Raw genomic sequence first — 24,235 nt, forward strand, 5'->3', positions numbered from 1 at the left:
ATGCCTGCTCACGGTAAGCACCGCCGCCCCCGTCGCCGCCCCGTCTCCCAGGGGATCGCTCTGGCGGGCACGGGCGGGGTCGCCCTCGCCCTCCCGCTGATCGCCCCCGCCGCGGCCGGCGCCGCGCCTGTTTCCGGAGCCCCGGAATTCACCGCCCGCGCCGTCGCCGCTCCCGCCGCCGCACCGGTGGCCGTCACGGCTCCCGCCGCGCCCGCCGCGGCCCGCACCTACACCGTGGTCAGCGGTGACTCGCTTTCCCTGATCGCCCAGAAGAAGGGAATTCAGGGCGGCTGGAAGAGCCTTTACCGGACCAACAGGAGCGCCGTGGGTGACAATCCGTCACTTATTCATCCGGGCCTTGAACTGACGCTTCGTCGGGATTCCGCGAAGGTCACTCCCGCGCCGGCGAAGAAGAAGACCACCGACTCCGAGCGGGCGAGCCGCTCCGAGCGCCGGTCCACCCCGGCCACCCCCACGGGCGCCTCCGCGGCGCAGGCCGCCCCGGCCGCCGCTCCGGCCGCCGTCCCTGCCGCCGCTCCGGCCAAGGCGGCCCCGGCGGCCACCAACTACGCCGACAACCTCGACGGCTGGATCCGGGAGTCGCTGGCCATCATGGCCCAGCACGGCATCCCGGGCACGTACGACGGCATCCACCGCAACGTCATGCGCGAGTCCTCCGGCAACCCTCAGGCCATCAACCTCTGGGACTCCAACGCGGCGGCCGGAACGCCCTCGAAGGGCCTGCTCCAGGTCATCGAGCCGACCTTCCTCGCCTACCACGTCCCCGGCACGTCCATGGACCTCTTCGACCCGGTCGCCAACATCACCGCGGCGTGCAACTACGCGGCCGACCGCTACGGCTCCATCGACAACGTCAACGGCGCCTACTGATCCCTGAAGTGCTCGGTGAACCAGGAGGTGGCGAGCTCCGCCACCTCCTCCAGGGCGCCAGGCTCCTCGAAGAGGTGCGTGGCGCCCTCCACCACGGTCAGCCGGCTCTCGCAGCGCAGCAGCGACCGGGCCCGCCGGTTCAGGTCCAGGACCAGCGCGTCCTCGCCGCCCACCACCAGGAGAGTCGGGGCGCGCACCCCGGCCAACCGGTCCCCCGCGAGGTCCGGCCGGCCACCGCGTGACACGACGGCCCGCACGGCGCACTCGGGGTCGGCGGCCGCCCACAGCGCGGCGGCCGCCCCCGTGCTCGCACCGAAGTAGCCCAGCGGAAGGCCGGTGCTCACCGGCTGACCGGCCAGCCACTCCGTCGCGAGCGCCAGCCGGCCGGCCAGCAGCGGTGTGTCGAAGACCCGCGCCCGGTCGCCGGCCTCTGCCTCCGTGAGCAGATCGAACAGCAGAGTCCCGAGGCCCGCCCGGTTGAGCACCTCCGCGACCGCCCGGTTCCGGGGGCTGTGCCGGCTGCTCCCGCTCCCGTGGGCGAACAGCACGATGCCCTCGGCCCCGTCGGGCACGGCGAGCCGCCCCGAGAGCGTGACGCCGGCGACCTCGATCCGCGCGTCCGAGTCCCGCACCACCGGGCCCCGCGCAGCCCTGCTCCGGTCAAGACAGGCGATGACCTCGGCGTCCGCGGTCTGCTCGAAGTCCCGGTAGAACTGACCGATCGCGTAGAAGACCTCCGGCGCGTGGACACTCACCGTCTCGTCCGCCTCGCCGCCGAGCCTCGCCGTCCAGCCGCGCGGCGCGACAGGGACGGCCAGCACGATCCGGGCCGCGCCCCGTGCGCGGACCACCCGGCAGGCCGCCAGCGCCGTGGCCCCCGTGGCGAGCCCGTCGTCGACGACGACCACCGTCCGCCCTTCGAGCGGTACCGACGCCCGGCTGCCCCGATAGCGGTCGGCACGCTCCTCCAGTACGGCGTGCTCGTGCTCCTCCACCGCCGCCAGCGCCCGGTCGCCGACACCCGTCTCCCGGATAACGCGCTCGTTGAGCACGCGCACGCCGCCCTCGCCGAGGGCGCCCATCGCGAGCTCCGGCTGCCGGGGCACCCCCAGCTTCCGCACCAGACAGATGTCGAGCGGCGCGTCGAGGGCGTCCGCGACCTGCGCGGCGACCGGCACCCCGCCCCGCGGGAGCCCGAGGACCACGACGTCACGGCCCTTGAGGTGGTCGAGCCGGGTGGCGAGCTGCCTGCCCGCGTCGGTGCGATCGCTGAAGAACATGGTCCGCCGCCCTTCCGCCTGCGCGGCCCGGACCGGGAAGGGGCGGCGCGCCCGTCCCCTGGCCCTCCTTCCAGGGTAGACGCGTCCCCGGCGGGCGGTCGGCGGGCGCCGGCCCGGTGTGCGCGGCGCGACGGAGGCCGCCGGAAGACCGCTCTTCCGGTGATGAGCAGGGCCTTGAGGCCGTCGGAAGACCACCGGCCGGTGATCGGCGGGACCCGAGGCCGCCGGACGGCCGCCTCGCCGGTGATCAGCACGGGGTGGACCAGAGGCCGCCGGAAGACCACCGGCCGGTGATCGGCGGGACCCGAGGCCGCCGGAAGACCACCGGCCGGTGATCGGCGGGACCCGAGGCCGCCGGACGGCCGCCTCGCCGGTGATCAGCACGGGGTGGACCTGAGGCCGTCGGAAGGCCGCCCGCCGGTGATCAGCGGGACTGCAGGGCGTCCAGGGCGACGGCCTGGGCTATCGCGAGGCGCCGGTCGAGCTCCGGATCGGCTATGTCCAGCACGTACCGGTCCCGCAGGCCGAACCGCTTGTCGACCGACATGACGGACCGTCCGGCCGCGGTGAAGTCGAAGTGGTACGGCACGGCGAAGGGGATCAGCTCCGTGAAGGGCAGGAACTCCCAGAGCCGCCGCAGCAGCGCCACTCCCTGGTGCCGCTCCTGTCCCATGGCCTCCCCTGCCGCGCCCTCCCCGCTCAGGTGCCACGTGCTGCGCAGCAAGGAGGCCGCGAAGTCCTTGCGGAAGCTCCCGAGCCGGGTCCCCGAGGCGCCGTGCACGTCGTAGGTCGCGCCGACGTCGAGGACCTGGCGGGCCTTGAAGGTGAACAGGACCTGGCTTCGGGACTCGTCGGTGTAGAAGGTGACGTGCTCCTTGAACGCCATTCTCTTCTGGTGGGCGAACGCGACGAGTTCCGCCTCCTCGCCGTCGGGACCGACGGTGTGCACCAGGTAGCGGTTCGCCATGAGCGTCACCTTCTGCCTGACGTGGAAACGGTGCTGTGACTGCGCGAGGCCCATCGGGTGTGCTCCTGCTGATCGTGGGCGGTCTCCCGGAGACCGCCCGTGGCGTCGTGACCACGATGATCGCGTGCGGCACGGCCCCACCGCTGTCCTCGAAAGTCGTCGGATCCGTCGACGTTCGGATGACGTCCCGCACACCGTGCGAAGACTTCCGAGGACAACGACGAGCCTCCGGGCGAAGACTTCCGAGGACACCGGAGAGCCCCCGCAGGGCGGGGGCTCAGGGCGTCATGCGGCGAGGAACGCCTCGATGGCCTCGGCGAGGGGTCCCGGCGTCTCCTCGGGGGCGTAGTGTCCGGCGTCCTTCAGGACTTCGAGGCGTGCGTTGGGGTACCAGCGCAGCCAGGTGGACTCCATCGCCTCGCTGCCGAGCGCCGGGTCGTGGGCGCCGACCACGAGCAGGACGGGGGTGGGGTTGTCGCGGACGCGCTCGTGGAAGTCGGTGCGGGACCAGGAGTCCAGGTAGGCGCGGAAGGCCGTGGCGGAGGAGCGGCCGACCGACCGGTCGACGAGCGCGGCGAGCCAGGCGTCGTCGTACCGGCCGCCGGTGGTGTTGTCGATGATCGCCCGGCGGTTGGCCGGTTCCTCGGCCGCGCCGGCGAAGAGCTCCCAGGTCTCGCCGTCGAGGGGGAAGCCCGCCGCCGAGACGGGTGAGATGCCGACGATCGAGCGGACGCGGTCGGGGGCGTCGAGCAGCATCAGCTGGGCCGCCTTGCCGCCCATCGAGTGGCCGATGACGGAGAAGGAGTCCCATCCGAGGTCGTCGGCGACCGCCAGCGCGTCGGCCGCGACCTCCTCCATCGTGTACGCGCCCGCGTGGTCGAGGGCCTCGCCGTAGCCGCGGCAGTCGACGAAGGCATAGGTGCCGGTGGCGTCGTTCAGGTGCGCGCGCAGGGAGTCGAAGCTGGTGCGGTCGCCGAACCAGTTGTGCAGCACGAGGGCCCGCGCGGGACCACCGCCCTGTACGTCGTACGGAAGAAGCCGGTCCGTCATCGTGCCCCCTGGTCGCGGGTCGTGGCGCCGCTCGCCGGCGGCGGCGGTCGACGACCGAGTGTGACGGTGCGGAAGCGTGCGGTCAACATCGCCGCCCGGAATGCGGGCCCCGGGGTCCGGGATGCGGGGGCCTTCGCGTCGGAGGCATCCTGTCTGTGTGACCTCGCACGGCACGTCCGGCTCCGGCCCGGCGGGCGGCACCGGGCGTCCGTCCGGGATGGGAACTGCCGACGGGCCTGCTTCCTCCGCGCTCACCTGGACGCTGGCGGAAGAGGCGCTCCGCGCCGTCGAGGAGGTCGGGGGGTACGCGGGCGGCGTCTACCTGCGCTCCGGCACCCCGGGGCTGCTGCGGCTCGCGGTGCTCGTCGGACTGCCGGGGCCCTTGTTCCGTCCGTGGTGGCGGATGCACGCGAACCGGCCGTTCCCGGTGGCGGAGGTGCATCGCTCGGGGCAGTCCGTCCACCTCTCCGACGTCGAGGAGGCCATGCGCCGGTTTCCCCAGCTGGTGGCCAGCCTGCCGTTCCCGTTCGCCTCGCTGTACGCGCCGGTCGTCGCCGGGCGTGAGCGGTTCGGGGTGCTCGTGGCTCTGCGGCCGCCCACGCCGGGGGTCGCCGTGGACGGGCGTGACCGGAACCGGATGACCCGCGGCGCGCTCCGCCTCGGCGAGTCCCTGTCCGGCCTGGCCCGCGCGGGCACCGTCGTCGAGTGGCCGGGCGATCCCGTGTGCGTGCAGCTGTCCACCGGCTCGGGACCGCCCGTCCGCTTCGGTTCCTTCGACTGGGACATGGACACGGGCACGGTCACGCTCGACGAGGGGCTGCTCGGGATCCTCGGGGCGGAGCTCGGCTCGCCCTGCTCGATCGACGTGCTGACGTCCCTGCTGGAACCGGAGGACGGGTACGCGCTCTGGGCGGCGGCACGGCAGGCGACGGGCGTCGACGGACGGCCCGCGGTCCGCAGGCTCCGGCTGAAGGGGCCGGACGGCGGCCTGCACCTGCTGGAGGTGGCCGCGCGGGCGCGGAGGAGCACGGCGGGCGGGACGAGCCCGCCCGCACCGGACGGTGCGGGCCCGGGCGGGGCCGACACGCGCGCGGCGGGCGCGCCCGGGTCGATCGGCGGCGGAAGCGGCCATCTCACGGGCACGCTCGTCGACCTGGGGACGGGCCTCGTCGGCTCGGACGCGACCGACCGGCTGCCACGGGCGATCCTGGCCATCGACCGGCTCGGTCGCATCACGTACGTCAACGAGCGCACCGAACGGCTGCTCGGCCGCCCCCGCGGCGCGCTGGCGGGGCGGCCGCTGTGGGAGGCCCTGCCGTGGTTCGGCCACCCCTTCCACGAGGAGCAGCTCCGCGCCGCGCTGCTCTCCGGCGAACCGGTGCGCTTCCTGGCCCGACCGGAGCGCGGCCGGTGGCTGTCGGTGTCGCTCCATCCGGGGCGGGACGGGGTCACCATGGTGCTGGTCCCGGAGGAGGATCCGGCAGGGCTCGGCGCCAGGACACGGGGCGGCCGGCGGGCGGACGACGGGCTCTCCGCGCCGGGCGACCGGGCGGCGGCCCTCTACCGGCCGGTGGCCCTGGCGATCGCGCTCACCGAGGCGGTGACGGCGCGCCAGGTGGCGGCGGTGGTGACGGAGGAGCTGCTGCCGGCGTTCGGCGGACGGCAGCTGGCGATCTATCTGCTGAGCGACCGGCGCCTGTACCTGGCCTGGGAGACGGGGTTCCCGCCGGGATTCCTGGAGCCCTTCGACGGCGTGGCCCTGGACGCCCGGCTTCCGGGGGTGGAGACGCTGACGACGGGCCGGCCGCTGTTCTTCGAGTCGATGGAGCAGCTGGGTCGCGCGTATCCGGACCTGCCGATGGACGCGCACTCGGGAGCGCGGGCGTTCCTGCCGCTGATCGCGTCGGGGCGGCCCGTGGGTTCCTGCATCCTCGGCTTCGACCGGCCGCGCGGGTTCAGCCCCGAGGAGCGGACCGTGCTCACGGCGCTCGCGGGCCTGATCGCGCAGGCCCTGGAGCGGGCCCAGCGGTACGACACGGAGTCGGCGGTCGCGCGCGGGCTGCAGGACGCGCTGCTGCCGCACCGGCTGCCGGTGCGGGACGGCGTGGACACGGTGGGCCGCTATCTGCCGGGCACTCAGGGAATGGACGTCGGGGGCGACTGGTACGACGTGATCGAGACGGACCACGGGCGGCTCGCCCTGGTCATCGGGGACGTACAGGGCCACGGCGTGGCGGCCGCCGCCACGATGGGTCAGTTGCGCAGCGCGGTCCGGGCGTTCGCGCTGGGCGGGCACCGTCCGCAGGACGTGATGCGGGGGACGAACAAGCTGCTGATCGACCTGGATCCCGGGCAGTTCGCGAGCTGCTGCTACGTACTGCTCGATCCGGAGACGGGTGACGTGCGGGCGGTACGGGCCGGGCATCCGCAGCCGCTGCTCCTGCAGCCGGACGGGACGACGGAGCTGGTGGAGCTGGCGGGCGGGGTGGTCCTGGGGGTCGACGACCGTGCCTCGTACCCCGTGACGCGGCTCCGGCTCGCTCCCGGCGCGGTGCTCGCGCTGTTCACGGACGGTCTGGTGGAGCGGCCCGGCCGGGACATCGACGAGGGGATCGAGCATCTGCGCGAGGCTCTCGCCGCGACCGGTTCGCTGCCGCTCCCGGAGGCCGCCGACCGGCTGATCCGGGAGGCCCGCCAGGCCACCGCCCGCCCCGACGACATCGCGCTGCTGCTCGCGGCCCGCTGGCCCGACGGCACCTGAGCACCTCGCGTCCGTACACCCCGGTTCACCCGGTCGGGCCCGTGGCGCTGGTCGGCCGCCGTCGGCGCGGAGAGGCTGGAGGGGTGCCGTGCCGAGAGGGCCCGGACGCGTCTGGGCGGCAAGCCCGAGGAGGACACGTGCAGCAGGACAAGCAGCCCGAGTACGGCCCCGTGGTCTTCCGCGACCGCTCGGCCGGGTACGCCTTTCTCACCCGGTCCACGGCGACGAGCGACCGGACGATCGAGTGGGACGACGGGCAGACGTACCCGGTGATCGACGTCGAGATCTCCTCGGAGAGCCATCCCTTCTACACGGGCACGGCGCGGACCGTGGACTCCGAAGGCAGGATCGCCAAGTTCGAGCGTCGCTTCGGCGAAGGGGACTGAAGCCTCCGGAATCCCGCTCGTGAAACTGGTCAGAAGGTGGCCAGTTCGCCTTCCAGGATGAGGTCACGAAGACGGCGGAGCGCACACGCTCCGCCCTGACTCCCTGGAGGGGACTGCTGTGATCGTGGTGACCGGAGCGACCGGGAACGTCGGACGACCGCTGGTGGAGCTGCTGGCCGCGGCCGGCGAGGAGGTCACGGCGGTGAGCCGACGGCCGGCCGGGGGTCTGCCCGCCGGGGTGGCGCACAGGGCGGGTGACCTGGCCGATGTCGACGGCCTGAAGGAGCTGTTCGAGGGCGCGGAGGCCGTCTACCTGCTCGTCGCGGGCCTCGGTGATGAGCTGCGTCCGGACGCGGTCGTCGCCGCGGCGGTGGCCTGCGGGGTGCGGAGGATCGTGCTCCAGTCCTCGCAACTGGCGGGGACGCGGCCCGAGTCCGTGTCGCACGCGGTGCTGCGGGCGTTCGAGTCCGCGGTGCGCGGGTCAGGGCTCGACTGGACGGTGCTGCGGCCCGCCGGTTTCGCCTCCAACGCGTACCTCTGGGCCGAGGGGGTGCGCTCCGCCCGTGCGGTCGCGGCCCCGTTCGCCGATGTGGCGTTGCCGGTGGTGGATCCGTCGGACATCGCCGCGGTGGCGGCGGCCGCGTTGCGGGATCCGGTGCACCGGGGGCGTACGTACGTGCTGACCGGCCCGGCCCCGGTGTCACCGCGCGAGCAGGTGCGGGCCCTCGCCGACGCGTTGGGCGCGCCGGTGGAGTTCGTGACGCAGAGTGCGGGCGAGGCCCGTGCGCAGCTGGTGCGGTTCCTGCCGGAGGAGGCCGTCGACGTGATGCTGTCGGTGATGGGCGCGCCCTACGAGGAGGAGCGGCGGGTGAGCCCCGACGTGGAGCGCGTGCTCGGCAGGGCGGCGCGGCCGTTCTCGTCGTGGGCGGAGCGGAACGCGCCCGCCTTCGCCTGAGGGGTCACCGGGGCCGCCTCGGGGCACGGCACCGGGGTGGCGGAGACACGGCGGAGGCGGGGGCGCGCGTCCGATGGACGGCGCTTCCCGCCCCGGCCGGGTGGGCGAGCGAGGGCGCGTGGCGCCCTCGGCTCGGCTCGGGAAGGCGATCAGGCCTTCACGATGCCGGACTCGGCGACCTTGATGACGGCGGAGGTGGCGCCGGAGCGGGAGCCGAGGCCCTCGATCTTCTTGACCAGGTCCTGGCCCTCGACGACCTCGCCGAAGACGACGTGCTTGCCGTCGAGCCAGTCGGTGACGATCGTGGTGATGAAGAACTGCGAGCCGTTGGTGTTGCGGCCGGCGTTCGCCATCGAGAGCAGGAACGGGCGGTCGTGCTTCAGCGTGAAGTTCTCGTCCGGGAACTTCTCGCCCCAGATGCTCTTGCCGCCGGTGCCGTTGCCGTTGGTGAAGTCGCCGCCCTGGAGCATGAACTGCGGGATGACGCGGTGGAACGGGGAGCCGGCGTAGCCGAAGCCCTTCTCGCCCGTGCAGAGCGCGCGGAAGTTCTCCGCCGTCTTGGGGACGACGTCGTCGAACAGCTTGAAGGTGATGCGGCCCGCGGGCTCGTCGTTGATGGTGATGTCGAAGTAAACGTTGTCGCTCATGGGGACATCCTGTCATTACTCGCGCACGGCGCGCGCACGGGCTGCCTCCTCCCGGGTCACGGCGTGGCGGTGCCCCGCGATCCACGGGGATCGCGGGGCACCGGTCGCCACCTGGGGCGCGGGGTCAGAGCAGTCCGCCGGGGGCCTGGCCCTGGAGGGCGCCTTCGGCCCCCTGGACGGTGTCGTGCAGGACGGTGGCGGCACCCTGGTCCTCCTGGAGGAGACCGGTGGCGCCGCCCAGCGGGTTCTCGGCCGCGTTCGCCTGCGGCGGCGGGGTGACGAGAGCGGTGACGACGCCTGCGGCGAGGGAGGCGATGGCGAGCATGCTGCGCTTCTTCATGCTCGGGTCAACTACTGAGAGCACGATGGGTTACGGTCGGCCGCCGTCGGATCCAGAAGAGCACCAGGAGCGAGGCGACGGCGGCGAGGGCGCACCACGTGGAGACGAACGCCTCGCCCCACAGGACCGCGCAGACCACGGCCCCTGATCCCGTCACGACGCCGAGGAACCGGAGGATCCGGTCGCGGGCGAGCAGCAGCGCGCCGACGGTGGCGAGGAGGTAGCCGGCGAGGACCAGGGGCGCGTACGGCAGGTCGACGGCGTAGCCGAGCGTGCGGCCCCGGATCCCGGCGGAGACGGGACGGGTGGCGAGGCGGTACGCGAGGAAGGCCGCGGTCGCCGCGCCCGCGAGGAGCGGCGCACGCAGCCGCGGCCGGTCGGCGGGGCGGGCGGCGGCCATGACGCCCGCCGACACCCAGAGGGGCAGCACGGGGAGGGCGATCACGGTCCAGGCGAGGGTGGCGGGCCCGGTGCCGCCTCCGCCGTGCCAGACGGCGGCCTCGACGATCTGATGGGCCCCCAGGAGCAGGGGCAGGGCGGCGAGGGGCGCGTCCGCGGGACGTCGTACGGAGGCGAGCGAGGCCACGCCGACCGCGACGATTCCGAGGCCCGCCCAGAGGTCGGCCGCCGCACTCCAGCACATAGCGCACTTTTACCCCATAACGGGTGGAACCGTACGCTTGTGGTGGATGTCTCTGCCAGTGACACCACTGTCCCCGAGCAGGAGAAGTTTGGGGGACGTCATGCAGCACCGTCACACCCTCGCGGCCGTGGCCGCGGGAATCCTCCTGACCGCCGGGATCGGCGCCACGCTCCCGGCAGGCGCCTCGAACGCCCCGTCCCGCACCTCCACGACGCCGACGACAGCCCTGGTCGTCAACGCCCGCTGGGGCGGCCACGCGACCTTCGACCGGCTCGTGATCGACGTACGGGGCGCCATGCCCTCCGTCACCGTGCACCAGGTCGGCGCGCTCCACTACGACGGTTCGGGCGAAAGGGTCCCGCTCGCGGGGAAGTACTTCCTGTCGATCACCCTCTCCCCCGCCGCCGCCCACGACGACGCCGGACGGTCCGTCTACCAGGGGCCCCGGCTGCTGAAGATCTACCTGCCCACGCTCAAGGGGGTCGCCCTGACCGGCGACTTCGAGGGCGTGGTCTCCATCGGAGCCGCCTTCGACAGCAAGCCCGCCTACAAGACGTCCACGCTGCACTCCCCCGAGCGCTTCGTGATCGACATCGCGCACCCGGTCGGCTGCCGCGCCTGACACGGCAGCACGGTGGGGCCGCCCGGAAGGGCGGCCCCACCGTCGTACCGCTGGTGTCCGCGGTCAGTCCGCGGCGGGACCGGCCTCGACGTACACCGTCGAGCCGGTCCTGCGGGCCCGGTCGATCTCGGCGAGGCGTGCGAACTCCGCCGGTTCCATCTCCCGCTCCCACTCGTCCAGGGTGCGCAGCCTGTACTCGCTGTGCTCCCCGGGGTCGAGGACGACCGCGGCGATCTGCTCGTCCGTCAGCTCCCCGCCGTCGAAGATGAAGCCGATGTGGTTGGCGGGCCAGTCCTCGCCCCGGTCCGTGACGAAGTGGGTGCCGAGGAGGCGCGGTTCGCCCGTGAAGGTCATCCCGGTCTCCTCCCGGCACTCGCGCACCGCCGTCTCCCAGGGGGTCTCCCCCGGATCCATGTTCCCGCCGGGCCACTGCCACCGCGCGGTGCGGTCGCTGGCCCGCAGCTGGAACGGGCGGCCGGCGGTGTCCGTGAAGTAGAGGCAGGCGTACGCCGTCGCTCTCGGCAGGGTCGCGATGTACTCGACGGGCGGCAGCCAGGTGTTCGCCATGGGCGGCTCTCTCTCGACGGGCTGGTGGGATCGCCTCCATCCAAGCGGTCCCGGGACCGGCGCCCGGCCGCTCGCCCGCGGATCACCGGATCGTGTGATCGTTCCACCCGCCGCCCCTGCCCTGGTCAGCCGGTGGAGACCAGACCCGCCTCGTACGCGATGATCACCAGCTGCACGCGGTCGCGTGCGTCCAGCTTGGCGAGCAGCCTGGTGACGTAGGTCTTCGCGGTGGCGACGCTGATGTGGAGCTCGGCGGCGACCTCCGTGTTGGAGAGGCCCCGCCCGACGAGGGTGAGGACCTCTCGCTCGCGCTCGGTGATGCCCTCGACGCCGCGACGCGGTGCGGGGGTGGTCCGGGGGCGGCCGGTGAACTCCTTGATGAGGCGGCGGGTGACGCTGGGCGCGATGAGGGCGTCGCCGGAGGCCACGACACGGACGGCGGCGAGGATGTCGTCGAGGGCCATGTCCTTGACGAGGAAGCCGGACGCGCCCGCGTGGAGCGCTCCGTAGACGTGGTCGTCGTCGTCGAAGGTGGTGAGGACGACGACCCTGGCGCCGGTGGTGCCGGCGGTGATGAGCCGGGTGGCCTCGATGCCGTCGGTGCCGGGCATGCGCAGGTCCATGACGACGACGTCGGCACCGGTCTCCTCGACGAGGCGCACGGCCTCGGCGCCGTTCGCCGCCTCGCCGGCGACGACGAGGTCGGCGGTGTCGGTGATGACCATCCGGAGCGCGGTGCGCACCAGGGGCTGGTCGTCGGCGAGGACGACCCGGACGGGCCGCTCCGCTGTGGTCTCGCTCATCGGGTGGTGGCTCCTGTGGGGAGGGGGATGCGGGCGGTGACGCGGAATCCGCCGCCGGGGCGGGGGCCCGCGCTGAACTCTCCGTGCAGCACCGCGACGCGCTCCCGCATCCCGGTCAGGCCGTAGCCGGAGCCCGGGCCGGCGCTCACGCGCGCGTGGCCGGTGCCGGGTCCGTGGTCCTCGACGGTGACGGAGAGGGACTCGGCGTCACGGTGGTCGACGGTGACGGTGCAGGAATCGGCGCCCGAGTGCCGTACGACGTTGGTGACGGACTCCTGGACGATGCGGAAGGCGGAGAGGTCGATGTCGGGGGGCAGCGGGCCCGGGGCTCCGACCCTGCGGACGGCGACCCGGACCCCGGCGTTCCCGGTGAGCTCGGCGAGCCGGTCGAGCGCGGCGAGGCCGGGCATCTCGGGAAGTCCCCGGAGTCCGGTGACGGCGGTGGTGCTGCCGGCGGTGTCCGGGCCTGCCTCCGATCGGGCCTCGGACGGCGCCTCGGAGGGAGAGGGACACCGTGCCTCGGACGGCGCTTCCGTGTCCGCCGTACGCAGGGCGCCGACCATCCGGCGCAGGCCGGCGAGGGTTTCGCGGCTCGCCTTCTCGATCTCGGTGAGGGCCTGCCGGGCGGCCTCCGGCTGGGTCGCGATGACGCGGCGGGCCGCCCCGGCCTGGAGGGCGACGATCCCGATGCTGTGGGCGACCGTGTCGTGCATCTCGCGGGCTATCCGCAGGCGTTCGGCGGTGACGGCCTGCTCGGTGGCCTGTGCGCGGCTCCGTGCCGCGTACTCCCGGGCCTGCCCCTCCGAGCGGCCGAGGAGCCAGGCCACGAGGGCGGTCAGGGCGACCGCCAGGGCGCTCGTGGTGCCCGCGCTCCAGCCGGAGAGCAGGCGCACAACCACGTAGACGACGAGGAGACCGACGGCCAGCAGGAGCGCCCGCCAGGCCTCTGGGCGGGGTCGGGCGGCGGCGATGGCGTACAGGGCGACGTCGACCGCGAGGTACTGCGCGAAGGGGATGGCGGTGACGCCGAGGGGGGTGGAGGCGATGACCGACGCGACGAGGAGGTGGTTGAGGGCGGCGGTCGGACGGCGGGCGAGCAGGGCGCTGCCGCGCAGGGTGAGGAGGGTGGCGACGGTCAGCATGGCGAGGCCGTCCCAGCGCAGGATGACGAAGCCGGGCAGGACGTCCGGCCCCTCCTGGCCCGGCACGGGCATCCGGAGGAGGGCTGTGAAGGCGATGCCCGCGCCCCAGGCGACGGCGGCCCACCCGCCGGGTGAAACCCTCTTGTAGAACGGTGCTGACGGGGTGACGGACATGCGGTGATCGTAAACGGCGCCCCCTGCCGCGGGCATCGGACCGGGGGTGTACGACCTGGGGTGACAGGGGCGCCCCACGATTGTCCGCGCCGGGCCGATGCCCGGCACGGGTCCCGGGCGGCACGGTGGTGCACATGATCGAAGTCAGGGAACTCACCAAGCGCTACGGCGCCACGACCGCCGTCGACGCACTCACGTTCACCGTCCGGCCGGGCCGGGTCACCGGCTTCCTCGGGCCCAACGGCTCCGGCAAGAGCACCACGTTGCGGATGATCCTGGGCCTGCACACGCCGACGAGCGGTTCGGTGACGGTCCAAGGGCGGCCGTTCGCCGACCGGCCGCGGGGTCTGCGGCACGTCGGCGCCCTGCTCGACGCCGGGGACGCGCACGGCGGACGGACCGCCCGGGCGCATCTGGCGGTCCTGGCACGCAGCAACCGCGTCCCGCTCTCCCGGGTCGACGAGGTCCTGGAGGAGGTCGGGTTGGGGGGTGCGGCCAGGCGCCGCATCGCCGGGTACTCCCTGGGCATGCGGCAGCGGCTCGGCATCGCGGGCGCGCTGCTCGGCGACCCGCCGGTGCTGCTGTTCGACGAGCCGCTGAACGGCCTCGACCCGGAGGGCGTGAAGTGGGTGCGGGGCCTGTTCAGGCGACTCGCCGCGGAGGGGCGCACGGTCTTCGTGTCGAGTCACCTGATGACGGAGATGGAGCACACGGCCGACGAGCTGGTGGTCATCGGCCGGGGTGCGCTGATCGCGGCGGAGAGCCTGACGGAGTTCGCCTCACGGGGCAGACGCCTGAGCGTGACGGTCGGCTCGCCCGACCGGGCCGCCCTGGCGGCGCTGCTGCTCGGCGAGGGCGCGGAGGTCGTGGACGACGCCGGGCTGCTGACGGTGAGCGGGCTCTCGGCTGCCCGCATCGGCCGACTGGCCCTGGAGCACCGGGTGCCGCTCGACCAGCTGACCACCCGTACGGCCTCCCTCGAGGAGGCGTTCATGGAACTGACCGCCGACAGCGTCGAGTACCTGGCAGGAGACGCCCGATGACGACCGTCGCTCTTCCCGTGGCCTCCGTGACGGAGCCCCGTGCCCGCTTCCGCGACCTGGTGGCGTCGGAGTGGCTGAAGCTGTGGTCGCTGAGGTCGACGGGCTGGTCGCTGTTCCTCGGCGCCCTCGCGGTGGTCGCCTTCAACCTCGGCACCGCGTGGGACCACTACCGCTACTTCCTCCAGTACGACGCGGCGAGCCGGGCCGAGTTCGTGGCGAACGACATGGCGCTGTGGGACGCGTTCACGTACAACGCGGCGCTGGTCCTGATCCTCGCCTCGGCCGCCATGGGAGTGGTCTCGGTGGTCGGCGAGTACGGCAGCGGGCTGATCCGTACGACGTTCACTGCCGTGCCGGCGCGGGGCACGCTCATGGCGGCGAAGCTGCTGGTCGTGGCGGTGGTGCAGGCCGTGTTCGGGGCGGTGGTCGCGTGCGGCTCGTTCTGGTCGACGCAGGCCGTGCTGTCGGCCCGGGACATCGGGCTGCCGATCACCCACCCGGGGGCGGCGCGCATCGTCGTGGCCTCGGCCCTCCTCGCCCCGGTGTGCGCGGTGGCCGGGATGGCGCTGGGCGCGGTGCTGCGGAAGAGCGCGACCTCGATCGTCGGCGCGGTGGTCCTGCTCCTCCTGCTGCCCGCGGTGTTCTCGGACCGGCGTCACCTGACCGCGGTGCTCGCCCACGCGACGCCGCTGCACGCCTGGGAGCGGCTCGCGGACGCGGGGCCGGCCGTCGAGGAGCCGTTCCCGTGGTCGGTGGGCGGGGCGTGGGTGGTGTACGCGCTGTGGGCGCTGGGCGCGGCGGCGGTCACGGTGCTCGCGGTGCGGCGCCGGGACCAGTAGGGGTCACGGGGAGAGCCGCAGTCGGCGGCGGAGGAGGGATTCGTGGACGAGGCGCCCGACGAGGGCGCCTCCGTAGACGACGAAGCCGACGCCGACGAGCCAGGACTGGAGCACCAGGACGGTGCCGAACTGTCCGTACGTCACCGCGTTCGAGGCGATCAGCGGGGAGAAGACGAGCTGCGAGAAGATCCGCAGCCCGAGGAGGCCGAGTGCGGTGAGCGCGGCGCCCGGCGCCAGGGCGCGCCAGCGGATGCGGCCGCAGAGCAGGAACCGCTGGGACCACCAGAAGAAGAGGAAGGTGCCGAGGAGGTCGCCGAGGGCGACGACGGTGGTCACGCCGGCCGGGGCGTCCTCGGGCGCGGGGAACGCGACGAAGAGGAGCAGGGACGCGACGAGGACGGCGAGCCAGACGACGTGCCGCCACATCGTGTGCCAGCGGGCGGTGGGGAGGTCCCAGGCCCGCTCGTATCCGGTCTGTACGGCGGAGCCGAAGGTGACGCCGAAGGCGGCGAGGGCGGCGAGGCCGAAGGCGGTGGTGCGTTGCAGGGCCTGACCCGGCTGGCCGAAGAGCCGCTCGACCTCCTCCTCCGAGACCTCGGAGACGCCGAGGCCCTGGACGAGCCAGCGGGCGAAGCCCCGGCCGCTCGCCAGGTCGGCCGCGGCGACGACGATCAGCAGGGGGACGAGGGTGAGCAGGCTGAGTGCCGCGAAGCCCATGGCGCGGTGCATGAGCTCCATCGCGCGGCCGCGGTTCCACGCCAGCCCGACGGGCGAGGCGAGCACGCGCGCGTAAAGCCGCTGGAACCAGTGGCCGTTCTCGGTGGGGGCACCGCCGTGCGGCGGACCGGGAAGGGAGGGCATGCCACGTCAGGTACCCGGCCGGGCGACGCCCCATCGCGGGGGTGCCGCCGAACGGGTGGCGGAGGGCGGACCGGTGGTGCGCCAAGCGGTGCGGCGGGGCCTCGTGGCGCGGAGGACCGCCGGGCCTCGTAGCGCGTCAGGCGGTGCTGCGGGTCCTCATGGCGCGGAGGACCACCGGGCCTCGTGGCGCGTCAGACGGCACGGCGGGGGCGGGCCGCCGGGCCAGGGCGGACGGTGACGTCACGGGGCGTGAGGACGGCCCGCTCGTCGCCCTCGCACTGGACGACGACGCGGACGGGGGAGCCGCAGGCGTCGTGCCGGATGTCGAGGACGGGCCCGTCGGGTTCACCCGCGTGCGTGTCGCCCCATTGCTTGAGGGCGAGGAGCACGGGCCAGAGGTCGACGCCCTTGCGGGTGAGCCGGTACTCGTGGCGGGTGCGGGCGCCGGGTTCGCGGTAGGGCTCGCTGCGCAGGAGGCCGGCGGCGACGAGTTTGCGGAGGCGGTCGGCGAGGACCGCCTCGGAGAGGCCGAGATGGTGGCGGAACTCGTCGTACCGCCGGACGCCGTTGAACGCCTCGCGCAGGATGAGCAGGCTCCATTTCTCGCCCACGACGTCCAGGGTGCGGCGGACCGGGCAGTTCTCCGTATCCGTCTCCAGCCAGTTCATCCGCCCACTGTAGCCACCTGACTCTGTCGTTGACAGTCAGCGGACGAGGAAGCTAGCTTCACTGTGCAAAGTCAGATGTGAGTGGAGCGGAGTGGTGATGGGGCGGTCACGAACGGTCGAGTGGGAGGACGCCGGGGCCACCGCGCGCGCCGCGATGACGATGGCGGGCATCGACTTCCTGCGGGAGATGATCGCGGGCCGACTCCCCGGCCCGCCGATCGCCGCCCTGCTCGGCTTCACCCTGGAAGAGGTCGAGCCCGGCCGCGCGGTGTTCGCACTCGAACCGGGCGAGGAGCACTACAACCCGATCGGCAGCGTGCACGGCGGGGTGTACGCGACGCTGCTGGACTCGGCCGCGGGCTGCGCGGTCCACTCCACGCTCCCGCAGGGCACGGCGTACACCTCGCTCGACCTGTCGACCCGCTTCCTCCGCCCGATCACGATGGACACGGGCAAGGTCCGCGCCATCGGCACGGTGATCTCCCAGGGCCGCCGCACGGCACTCGCGGAGGCCGGCCTGTACGACGCCGAGGACCGGCTCCTCGCCCACGCGACGAGCACGTGCATGCTCTTCCCGGTCCCCTCGTAGGACCGCGAACGCCTCGACCCCGGGACCCGCGGAAAGACCGCCCCCGGGACACGCGGACCGACAGCCCCCAGGACATACGGACGCCCGGCCCCCGGGACATACGGACGCCCGGCCCCCGGGCGTCGCGGCATCGACCGACGGCGCCCGGGGGCGGGGCCTTCAGCGGGTGCCGGGGACCGGGCGGGTGCGGGTGCAGCCGTCCGGGGCGACGTCGGGGACGCCGTTGGCCTGGAGGGCCGCGCTCACCAGGGTGGCGAGCAGGTCGATGTCCGAGCCCATGTCCAGACGGACCGTCACCCACCCCGATCCGGCGCGCAGACGCACCGCGCTCGACCCCAGGAGGGCCGGGCGCAGTTTCGCGACCATGGCGCGGGTGAGGTGGACGTCGGCCTCGTGCTCACCGTGGAAGTGGACGATTTCCTCCGTCGCGGTCCCCAGTCCGAGCTCGGCGCCGCAATGGGCGCGGCCGGGGGTCAGCGAGGGCCAGCTCATCAGACGTTCACTGGCATGCCTGGCCGTGTTCATACGAGGAGCGTGCCGGGCGCCGGGGCCGTGCACAAGCGTCCTGCGGGAAGAATCCCGCCAAGGGGCGAAACAGGTCGCCGACGAGGGCGGTGTGACCGTGCGTCACCGCGATTCGTGGGGAGGAAGTGACCCTGTGTCACGACGTGGGGCGCGCGCGGACCCGGGCCGCGAGGACGGCCACGTCGTCCTCCGCCCCGTGCGCGCCGAGGCGCCGGAGGACCTCGTCCACGACCTCGCGGGGACCGGAGCCGGCCGGCAGCCGGAGGGCGGCGAGGCGGGCGAGGGAGACGTCGATGTCCTCGTCGCGCCGCTCGACGAGACCGTCCGTGAAGATCAGCAGGGTGTCGCCGGAGACCAGGGGCCGCGTGGCGGGTTCGTAGCCGCCGACCCCGGTGCCGAGCGGCGGGCCCACGGGGAGGTCGACGAGCTCCGCGGAGCCGTCGGCGGCGAAGACGACGGGCGGCAGGTGCCCCGCGCTCGCGAAGGTCGCGCTGCCGCGTGCCGGGTCCACCCGGACCAGGAGGCAGGTGGCGGGTCGGCGGGCGTCGTCCTCGGCGACCACGGAGTCGAGGTGCCGCAGCACCCGGTGCGGCGGCAGGTCCGTCGCGGCGACCTCGCGCAGCGCCGTGCGGTAGGCGTTCATGTCCACGGCCGCGGCGAGGCCGTGGCCCATCACGTCGCCGACGACGAGCAGGCTCCTGCCGAAGTGGAGCCGTACGGTCTCGAACCAGTCGCCGCCCACCAGGGTCCGGTGCCCGGCGGGCAGATAGCCGCCGGCGATCTCCAGGTTGGGGTGCGGCCGGCCCGGTTCGGCGACGAGGGCGCGCTGGAGGTGGAGCGCGGTGTCCTCGGTGGCGGCGAGCCTGCGGGCGTGTCCGAGGTGCCGGGCGGCCAGCCGGGCGGTGTGGCGGAGCAGCGCCAACTCGTCGGCGGCGAACGCGGCACCGCCCGCCCTGGTGACGGTGACCGTCCCGAGCGGCTCCTCGTCGTGGACGGCGAGCGGCACGGCGAGACTGTCCCCCACCGCCCCGGAGCCCCCGCCGGCGACAGCGCCTCCGGCGGTTCCGGAACCCACAGCGACACCGGCAGGACCGGAACCCGCAGCGACGACGGTGACCTCGGAACCAGCGGCGCCACCGGCGGTGCCGGAGCCCGCAGTGCCTCCGGTGGTGCCGGAGCCCGCGCCGCGGCCGTCCGGGGCGGTGGCCGCCTTATCGCCGGCGGGCGCACTGGCGGCGGCGCGCCGGAGCGGGCCGCCGGTGTCGGCGAGGAGGTCGACCGTGGCGGAGGTGCCGTACAGGTTGCGGACGAGGAAGGAGGCGAGCTCGCGGCAGGTGGTCGTCTCGTCGAGGGTCGTGCCGATCTCGCCGATCGCCCGTTCCAGGGCCCGCACCCTGCTCAGGAGGCCCTCGTCCCGTTCCGCCACGACACCTCCACCGCCCGCGCGGTCCGCCGGGCGGCGAACCCGGTCTCCCCATTGCACCAGCGGGTGGCGCCCCGCGCACGGCACGGAGCCGGTGCGGGACGGTTGTGCGGCGGTGCCCGATCTGATCAAGTACGACTGATGCTACTGGCCGGTACGCCAATCCGCTCCCCGGGGGGACAGCCATGACCACCGCCACGACGACCGGGTTCTTCACCTCCGTCGACGACGTCGCCGAACGGCTCGCCACCACCGGCTATCTGGCGTCGCCTGCCGTCGCCACCACCGTCTTCCTCGCCGACCGGCTCGGCAAGCCCCTGCTCGTCGAGGGCCCCGCCGGGGTCGGCAAGACGGAGCTCGCGAAGGCCGTCACCGCGGTGACGGGGGCCCGTCTGGTGCGGCTGCAGTGCTACGAGGGCGTCGACGAGTCCCGCGCGCTCTACGAGTGGAACCACGCCAAACAGCTGCTGCGGATCACGGCGGGCCGCGGCGAGTCGTGGGACGAGACCCGGACGGACATCTTCGGCGAGGAGTTCCTGCTCCCCCGCCCGCTGCTCACCGCGATCCGCTCCGAAGAGCCGACGGTGCTCCTCATCGACGAGACCGACAAGGCCGACGTCGAGGTGGAGGGCCTGCTCCTCGAAGTGCTGAGCGACTTCCAGGTGACCGTCCCGGAGCTCGGCACGATCACGGCGACGCGTCGGCCGTTCACGGTCCTCACCTCGAACGCGAGCCGCGAGCTGTCCGAGGCGCTCCGGCGACGCTGCCTCTTCCTCCACATCGGCTTCCCCGAGGAGGAGCTGGAGCGCCGGATCGTCACCCTCAAGGTCCCCGGCCTCGACACCGCGCTCGCCGCGTCCGTCGTGCGGGTCGTGGGCGCGCTGCGGGCGATGGACCTGCGGAAGGTCCCTTCGGTGTCGGAGACGATCGACTGGGCCCGCACGCTGCTCGCGCTCGGCGCCGACCGGCTGGACGAGCGGGTCGTACGGGAGACCCTGGGTGTCCTCCTGAAGCACCAGGAGGACATCGTGAAGGCGGCGGCCAAGCTCGACCTGGACGCGGTGTGAGCACGGCGGCCCCCGCCGGGGGGACGGCCGCGCGCCTGACCGGTCTCGTGGCCGCGCTGCGTGCGCACGGTTTCGGGATCGGGACCGGCGAGACGGTCGACGCGGGTCAGGCGCTCCGGGCGGTCGGCTTCACGGACCGGGAGCGGGTCCGTGAGGCGCTGGCGGCGACGCTGCTGCACGGCGCGCCGCAGCGCGCGGTGTTCGACCGGGTCTTCGATCTGTACTTCCCGCTCGGCGGTGGCGTCCCCGGGGAGACGGCGTCCGGAGGCACCCCGGCGGATCTCGCGGCGCTGCGGGACCGGCTCGCCGAGGCCCTGGCCGCCGGTGACGGCGCCGCTCTCGACGGGCTCGCCGCCGAGGCCGTGGGCGGCTTCGGGGGCTTCGGCTCCGGTCCGGAGTCGGACGGCTGGTCCTCGTACCAGACCCTCTCCCGGCTGCGTCCCGAGACGCTGCTGGCCCGGGTCCGTGACCGGATCCGGGCGGCTTCCGGGGCCGCGGACCCCGAGTTCACCGACCGGCTGGTCGACGACGAGATCCGGCGCCGGATCGAGGCCTTCCGGGAGCGGGTGCGGACCGAGGCGCGGCGGCGCGTCGCCGAGCGGCAGGGCCGCGACCGGGTCGCTCGGCGGGCGGTCGCGGGCACGGCGGACCGTGTGGACTTCCTGCTGGCCGGGCGGGAGCAGCTGGACGAGTTGCGGCTTACGGTGCGGCCGCTCGCGCGGAAGCTGGCCACCCGGCTCGCGGCCCGGCGGCGCCGGGCGGCGCGCGGCGAGATCGATCTGCGGCGGACGCTGCGCGGCTCGCTGTCGACCGGCGGCGTTCCGGTGCGGCCCGTGCTGCGGCGCCGCCGCCCCCGGCGTCCCGAGCTGGTCCTGCTGTGCGACGTCTCGGGGTCGGTGGCGGGTTTCGCCCAGTTCACGATGTTGCTGGTGCAGGCCTTGCACGACCAGTTCAGCCGGGTCCGGGTCTTCGCGTTCGTCAACCGGGTGGACGAGGTGACGGATCTGATCGCCCGGGGCTCGGCGGACCCCGCGGCTCTCGGTGACCGGATCCTCGGCGAGGCCCGGCTGACGGGCTGGCACGGGCAGAGCGACTACGGCACGTCGCTCGGCGAGTTCGCCGAGCGGTACGCGGAGGCCGTCGGGCCCCGCACCGTGGTGTTCGTCCTCGGCGACGCCCGCACCAACGGCGCCGACCCCAACCTCGCGGCGCTCCGCCTGGTCGCCGACCGCGCCCGGCGGGTCCACTGGCTCAACCCGGAGCAGCCCTCCCTGTGGGGCACGGGCGACTCGGTGGCCCCCGCCTACGCCGGGCTCGTCGAGATGCGGCCCTGCCGCAACGCCCAGCAGCTCGGTGCGCTGGTCGGCCGGTTGTTGCCGGTCTGACGGAGGTACGCGCGCGCGGCGGCGGGCCGTGCGCCCGACCGCCGCCTACGCCCGGTTGTACGAAAGTCGGACGGGCGAACTAGCGTGGCCCCCATGGAACTTTTGGGAGAGATCACGGTCGACCGTCCCCTGCTCGTCGTCGCGGTCAAGGAGGAGGCGCAGTTCCTCGACACGGATCTGCCGGTGCTGCTGACCGGCATGGGCAAGGTGAACGCGGCGACGGCCCTCGCGACCGTACTGGGCCGGGGGCCGCGGCCCGCCGGGATCGTGAACCTGGGCACGGCCGGGGCGCTGCGTCCGGGCTGGACCGGGACGCACGTCGTCGGCACCGTGTTGCAGCACGACCTCGACGGTGAGCTGCTCGCCACCCTGACCGGCGAGACGTACGGGGCGCCCCTGACGCTCCCGGACGGCGGCGACGTGGTGCTCGCCACAGGGGACGCGTTCATCGCGGACGAGGCCTCCCGCGTGCGGCTGGCGGAGCGGGCGGCGCTGGTCGACATGGAGGGATACTCGCTGGCCACGGCCGCCGCGCTCGCCGGGGTACCGCTGCGCATCGTGAAGCACGTCAGCGACGAGGCAGGCGACGGCGCCGCGCGCAGCTGGCGCGAGTCGGTCGCCGAGTGCGCCCGCGCGCTGGCGGACTGGGCGGAGGCGAACACGCCGTACCGCTCCTGAGCTGCGTTCCGTACAGCTCCTGAGCCGAGGCCCGTGCCACTCCTGAGGTTCGGGCCGATACGCTCGCCGCTTCCGCGCCCCGTGGACGTCCCCGGTGCCGCTCCCGCGCACCGGGGACGCCCCGCGCCCCGGCCTGCCGGTCAGCGGCGCTGGAAGTGCACCTCCGGGTTCTCCGGCGACGGACCGTCGAGGACGGGGCGCGGGACTCCCCGCAGGTGCCGGTCGAAGAAGGCGGCCACGTAGGTCCGGGTCACGGCGACGGCGCGGTCGGTGGGCAGCGGGGCCTGGGGCAGGCCGAAGTGACGGGCGATCACGGGCCCGTCGGAGAAGGTGAAGTGCTCGGATCCGGCCACCGTGATCCAGCGTTTCCAGCCGTCGAGCGCCGGCCACGTGCGGTCCCAGGTGGTGTCGGTCCCCCCGGGCAGGTGCGTGTCGTCGTGGGTGCCGAGCATCATGAAGGGACGGCCCCGCAGGCCCTCCGCCGGAAGGTCCTCCCAGAACGCGCCGTCCATGTTGACGCCGGCGTCGACGCGCGGGTCGGCGGCCATCGTGGTGGCCGCGCTCGCCCCGCCGATGGAGTGGCCGGCCATGCCGACCCGGCTCGCGTCGATCACGTCGGCGTGACGCCAGACGGGCCGCGCGCCGGTGAGCCGGTCCAGGACGTACCGCATGTCGGCGGCGCGGGTCGAGGTCACGACGCTCCCGTGCACCCCGCCCTCGTCGAGGGCCGTGCACGCGACGCAGGTGAGGGTCCGGCCGTCGGGAAGACTGATCCCGAACGACTCGTACGCGTGGTCGACGGAGGCGACGACGTAGCCGCGGGAGGCGAGGTCCTCGGCGAGGTGGGTGAGCGTCCAGCGCGAGACGCCGAAGCCCGGCGAGAGCAGGACCAGCGGGCGGCGTCCGGGCGCCGGGCGGGCGTCGGACCTGCTGTGGGTGCGCGTCCGGGCCAGCACGTCGCCCTCGACGCCCGGCCCGAGCTGCCGGGCCAGCAGCCGTGCCTCCTCCCGGGTCGCGTACGGAGCCGGCCTGCCGCCACCGGAGCGCGCGGCCGGGTAGTGGAGTGTGACCATGAGCGCCCGCCCGTCGGCGGTGGGCACCCAGGGGTCGGTGCGCGACCGGTCGACCAGCGGCACGACCGTGCTGCCGACGGCGTACGGCCCGGTGGGCGCGGGAAGGGCGGCGGCCCGAGCCGACCGCGCGGCGGCCGTGGCGACCGTGGTGTCGGGAACGGAGGCCGTGGCGCCGGGGGCCGAGGCCGCGGTGGCGACCCCCGCGGATAAGGCGAGCGAGCAGGCGAGAGCGGCGGCCGCGGCCGCCCGGGTGATTCGGGTCATGCGGGCACGCTAGGCGCGGCGGACGGGCCGGCGCGTCCGCCCACGGGCCCACATCCGGTCAGACCGGAGTCTGAGTCGGGATCCAGCCCCTTGGGGGTGTCTTGTCGGTCAGGCTGTGCTCCACACGACCAGCACCGCTCACGGACACGCCCGATCAGCGCCTGGCCGACGCCCTGATCGGCAAGACGCCCCTTGGCGACCTCCGGACGGGCGCGTAACTCGCCACGCTCGTCCCTCTCCTGACGCTCCGACCGACGGGAACGCCGGGAGGGTGCAGGACGGTCGGAAGAACCTTGACAGGTCGGAAGGCGGCCTGCCTATGGTGAGGCGTCACCGTCCGCGTCCGGACGGGTCCACCACCGGGGGAGGCGCACGTGGTCACAGTGATCACCACGACACCGCACGCCCCCGCCCGGGCCGCCACCGGCCTGGTCTGCCGTCGGCACGTCGACTTCTGCCGTACCGCCTCGGCCATCTGTCCTTCCTCTCGCGCCTGACCCCGCTCCGCGTGGGTCCGCGCGTCCCGTGACGTCTCGCCGACCGGCTCCGGACAGCCGTGCCCCGCACCGCTGTCGTGCCGTCGCGCGCCCCT

Annotated in this window: 26 protein-coding genes; 12 read left to right on the forward strand and 14 right to left on the reverse strand. The window is 74.1% G+C overall.

The features are described from left to right. On the forward strand, nucleotides 1-891 hold the full coding sequence (locus tag OO54_RS11135; protein WP_033202699.1) for a LysM peptidoglycan-binding domain-containing protein: 891 nt from the start codon (nucleotides 1-3) through the stop codon (nucleotides 889-891). Here OO54_RS11135 and OO54_RS11140 read toward each other — a convergent pair. From OO54_RS11140 to OO54_RS11150, 3 genes are all read right to left on the reverse strand, one after another. Then, entirely contained in the window at nucleotides 885-2,171 is a 1,287-nt protein-coding gene (locus OO54_RS11140; RefSeq protein ID WP_033202700.1) for a phosphoribosyltransferase family protein, read from the reverse strand. The two genes, OO54_RS11135 and OO54_RS11140, sit on opposite strands and share 7 nt — an antisense overlap. 424 nt (nucleotides 2,172-2,595) lie before the next feature. Next, a complete protein-coding gene (locus tag OO54_RS11145) occupies nucleotides 2,596-3,192 on the reverse strand; it encodes an LURP-one-related family protein (RefSeq protein WP_033202701.1) in 597 nt (198 codons plus the stop codon). A 231-nt stretch (nucleotides 3,193-3,423) separates the two neighbouring features. Next, on the reverse strand, nucleotides 3,424-4,188 hold the full coding sequence (locus OO54_RS11150) for an alpha/beta fold hydrolase (RefSeq protein ID WP_033202702.1): 765 nt from the start codon (nucleotides 4,186-4,188) through the stop codon (nucleotides 3,424-3,426). A gap of 157 nt (nucleotides 4,189-4,345) precedes the next feature. Here OO54_RS11150 and OO54_RS11155 point away from each other — a divergent pair, with 157 nt between their 5' ends. From OO54_RS11155 to OO54_RS11165, 3 genes are all read left to right on the forward strand, one after another. Further along, complete coding sequence (locus OO54_RS11155; protein WP_033202703.1) at nucleotides 4,346-6,949, forward strand: SpoIIE family protein phosphatase; 2,604 nt, start codon at nucleotides 4,346-4,348, stop codon at nucleotides 6,947-6,949. 137 nt (nucleotides 6,950-7,086) lie between these two features. Then, the gene (locus tag OO54_RS11160) at nucleotides 7,087-7,335 is read left to right on the forward strand and encodes a type B 50S ribosomal protein L31 (protein ID WP_017237366.1); all 249 of its coding nucleotides are present in this window, start codon (nucleotides 7,087-7,089) and stop codon (nucleotides 7,333-7,335) included. 118 nt (nucleotides 7,336-7,453) lie between these two features. Then, complete coding sequence (locus OO54_RS11165) at nucleotides 7,454-8,290, forward strand: SDR family oxidoreductase (RefSeq protein WP_033202704.1); 837 nt, start codon at nucleotides 7,454-7,456, stop codon at nucleotides 8,288-8,290. A gap of 149 nt (nucleotides 8,291-8,439) precedes the next feature. On the opposite strand, the gene OO54_RS11170 is transcribed toward OO54_RS11165, so the two are convergent. The 3 genes from OO54_RS11170 to OO54_RS11180 form a co-directional block, all read right to left on the reverse strand. Further along, nucleotides 8,440-8,937 carry a peptidylprolyl isomerase gene (locus OO54_RS11170; protein WP_033202705.1) on the reverse strand — a complete coding sequence of 166 codons (498 nt, stop codon included), beginning with the start codon at nucleotides 8,935-8,937 and terminating at the stop codon, nucleotides 8,440-8,442. A 124-nt stretch (nucleotides 8,938-9,061) separates the two neighbouring features. After that, nucleotides 9,062-9,277: a hypothetical protein gene (locus OO54_RS11175; RefSeq protein ID WP_017237363.1), complete on the reverse strand. Its 216-nt coding sequence runs from the start codon at nucleotides 9,275-9,277 to the stop codon at nucleotides 9,062-9,064. 7 nt (nucleotides 9,278-9,284) lie between these two features. Next, nucleotides 9,285-9,920 (reverse strand): DUF6629 family protein, encoded by a 636-nt coding sequence (locus tag OO54_RS11180; protein ID WP_033202706.1) that lies wholly within the window; start codon nucleotides 9,918-9,920, stop codon nucleotides 9,285-9,287. Nucleotides 9,921-10,020: 100 nt separating this feature from the next. On the opposite strand from OO54_RS11180, the gene OO54_RS11185 reads away from it, so the two are divergent. Then, entirely contained in the window at nucleotides 10,021-10,542 is a 522-nt protein-coding gene (locus OO54_RS11185) for an AMIN-like domain-containing (lipo)protein (RefSeq protein ID WP_033202707.1), read from the forward strand. 63 nt (nucleotides 10,543-10,605) lie between these two features. Here OO54_RS11185 and OO54_RS11190 read toward each other — a convergent pair whose 3' ends face one another. The 3 genes from OO54_RS11190 to OO54_RS11200 all read right to left on the reverse strand — a co-directional run bounded on the left by OO54_RS11190 (nucleotide 10,606) and on the right by OO54_RS11200 (nucleotide 13,228). After that, a complete protein-coding gene (locus OO54_RS11190) occupies nucleotides 10,606-11,109 on the reverse strand; it encodes an NUDIX domain-containing protein (RefSeq protein ID WP_033202708.1) in 504 nt (167 codons plus the stop codon). Between the two features lie 125 nt (nucleotides 11,110-11,234). Then, nucleotides 11,235-11,912, reverse strand: coding sequence for a response regulator (locus OO54_RS11195; protein ID WP_017237361.1), 678 nt, complete (start codon nucleotides 11,910-11,912; stop codon nucleotides 11,235-11,237). Then, entirely contained in the window at nucleotides 11,909-13,228 is a 1,320-nt protein-coding gene (locus OO54_RS11200) for a sensor histidine kinase (protein WP_033202709.1), read from the reverse strand. The genes OO54_RS11195 and OO54_RS11200 overlap by 4 nt, the downstream gene beginning before the upstream one ends. A 134-nt stretch (nucleotides 13,229-13,362) precedes the next feature. Here OO54_RS11200 and OO54_RS11205 point away from each other — a divergent pair, with 134 nt between their 5' ends. Both OO54_RS11205 and OO54_RS11210 read left to right on the forward strand, forming a co-directional pair. Then, the gene (locus tag OO54_RS11205) at nucleotides 13,363-14,271 is read left to right on the forward strand and encodes an ABC transporter ATP-binding protein (RefSeq protein WP_033202710.1); all 909 of its coding nucleotides are present in this window, start codon (nucleotides 13,363-13,365) and stop codon (nucleotides 14,269-14,271) included. After that, the gene (locus OO54_RS11210) at nucleotides 14,268-15,110 is read left to right on the forward strand and encodes an ABC transporter permease (RefSeq protein WP_033202711.1); all 843 of its coding nucleotides are present in this window, start codon (nucleotides 14,268-14,270) and stop codon (nucleotides 15,108-15,110) included. The genes OO54_RS11205 and OO54_RS11210 overlap by 4 nt, the downstream gene beginning before the upstream one ends. Nucleotides 15,111-15,113: 3 nt before the next feature. Here the strand turns inward: OO54_RS11210 and OO54_RS11215 are convergent, their stop codons facing one another. After that, nucleotides 15,114-15,971 carry a YhjD/YihY/BrkB family envelope integrity protein gene (locus OO54_RS11215; RefSeq protein ID WP_033202712.1) on the reverse strand — a complete coding sequence of 286 codons (858 nt, stop codon included), beginning with the start codon at nucleotides 15,969-15,971 and terminating at the stop codon, nucleotides 15,114-15,116. A gap of 191 nt (nucleotides 15,972-16,162) precedes the next feature. After that, nucleotides 16,163-16,639 carry a winged helix-turn-helix transcriptional regulator gene (locus OO54_RS11220; RefSeq protein WP_033202713.1) on the reverse strand — a complete coding sequence of 159 codons (477 nt, stop codon included), beginning with the start codon at nucleotides 16,637-16,639 and terminating at the stop codon, nucleotides 16,163-16,165. A gap of 97 nt (nucleotides 16,640-16,736) precedes the next feature. Between OO54_RS11220 and OO54_RS11225 the strand changes: the two genes are divergently transcribed. After that, nucleotides 16,737-17,228, forward strand: coding sequence for a PaaI family thioesterase (locus tag OO54_RS11225; RefSeq protein ID WP_033202714.1), 492 nt, complete (start codon nucleotides 16,737-16,739; stop codon nucleotides 17,226-17,228). 159 nt (nucleotides 17,229-17,387) lie between these two features. Here OO54_RS11225 and OO54_RS11230 read toward each other — a convergent pair whose 3' ends face one another. Further along, nucleotides 17,388-17,753, reverse strand: a complete 366-nt coding sequence (locus tag OO54_RS11230) for a luciferase domain-containing protein (protein ID WP_026057873.1) — start codon at nucleotides 17,751-17,753, stop codon at nucleotides 17,388-17,390. A 136-nt stretch (nucleotides 17,754-17,889) separates the two neighbouring features. After that, nucleotides 17,890-19,179: a PP2C family protein-serine/threonine phosphatase gene (locus OO54_RS11235; protein ID WP_033202715.1), complete on the reverse strand. Its 1,290-nt coding sequence runs from the start codon at nucleotides 19,177-19,179 to the stop codon at nucleotides 17,890-17,892. Between the two features lie 182 nt (nucleotides 19,180-19,361). Between OO54_RS11235 and OO54_RS11240 the strand changes: the two genes are divergently transcribed. From OO54_RS11240 to OO54_RS11250, 3 genes are all read left to right on the forward strand, one after another. Further along, nucleotides 19,362-20,243, forward strand: a complete 882-nt coding sequence (locus tag OO54_RS11240; protein WP_033202716.1) for an AAA family ATPase — start codon at nucleotides 19,362-19,364, stop codon at nucleotides 20,241-20,243. Next, complete coding sequence (locus OO54_RS11245) at nucleotides 20,240-21,628, forward strand: VWA domain-containing protein (RefSeq protein WP_033202717.1); 1,389 nt, start codon at nucleotides 20,240-20,242, stop codon at nucleotides 21,626-21,628. The genes OO54_RS11240 and OO54_RS11245 overlap by 4 nt, the downstream gene beginning before the upstream one ends. Before the next feature lie 93 nt (nucleotides 21,629-21,721). Continuing rightward, nucleotides 21,722-22,306 carry a nucleosidase gene (locus OO54_RS11250; RefSeq protein ID WP_234439258.1) on the forward strand — a complete coding sequence of 195 codons (585 nt, stop codon included), beginning with the start codon at nucleotides 21,722-21,724 and terminating at the stop codon, nucleotides 22,304-22,306. A 140-nt stretch (nucleotides 22,307-22,446) separates the two neighbouring features. Here OO54_RS11250 and OO54_RS11255 read toward each other — a convergent pair whose 3' ends face one another. Next, a complete protein-coding gene (locus OO54_RS11255; protein ID WP_033202719.1) occupies nucleotides 22,447-23,643 on the reverse strand; it encodes an alpha/beta hydrolase family protein in 1,197 nt (398 codons plus the stop codon). Nucleotides 23,644-24,026: 383 nt separating this feature from the next. Between OO54_RS11255 and OO54_RS48530 the strand changes: the two genes are divergently transcribed. Further along, entirely contained in the window at nucleotides 24,027-24,140 is a 114-nt protein-coding gene (locus tag OO54_RS48530) for a putative leader peptide (protein WP_342450913.1), read from the forward strand. Nucleotides 24,141-24,235 lie beyond the last annotated feature (95 nt).

It is taken from the genome of Streptomyces wedmorensis, from assembly GCF_000716445.1.
Classification (GTDB): Bacteria; Actinomycetota; Actinomycetes; order Streptomycetales; family Streptomycetaceae; genus Streptomyces; species Streptomyces wedmorensis.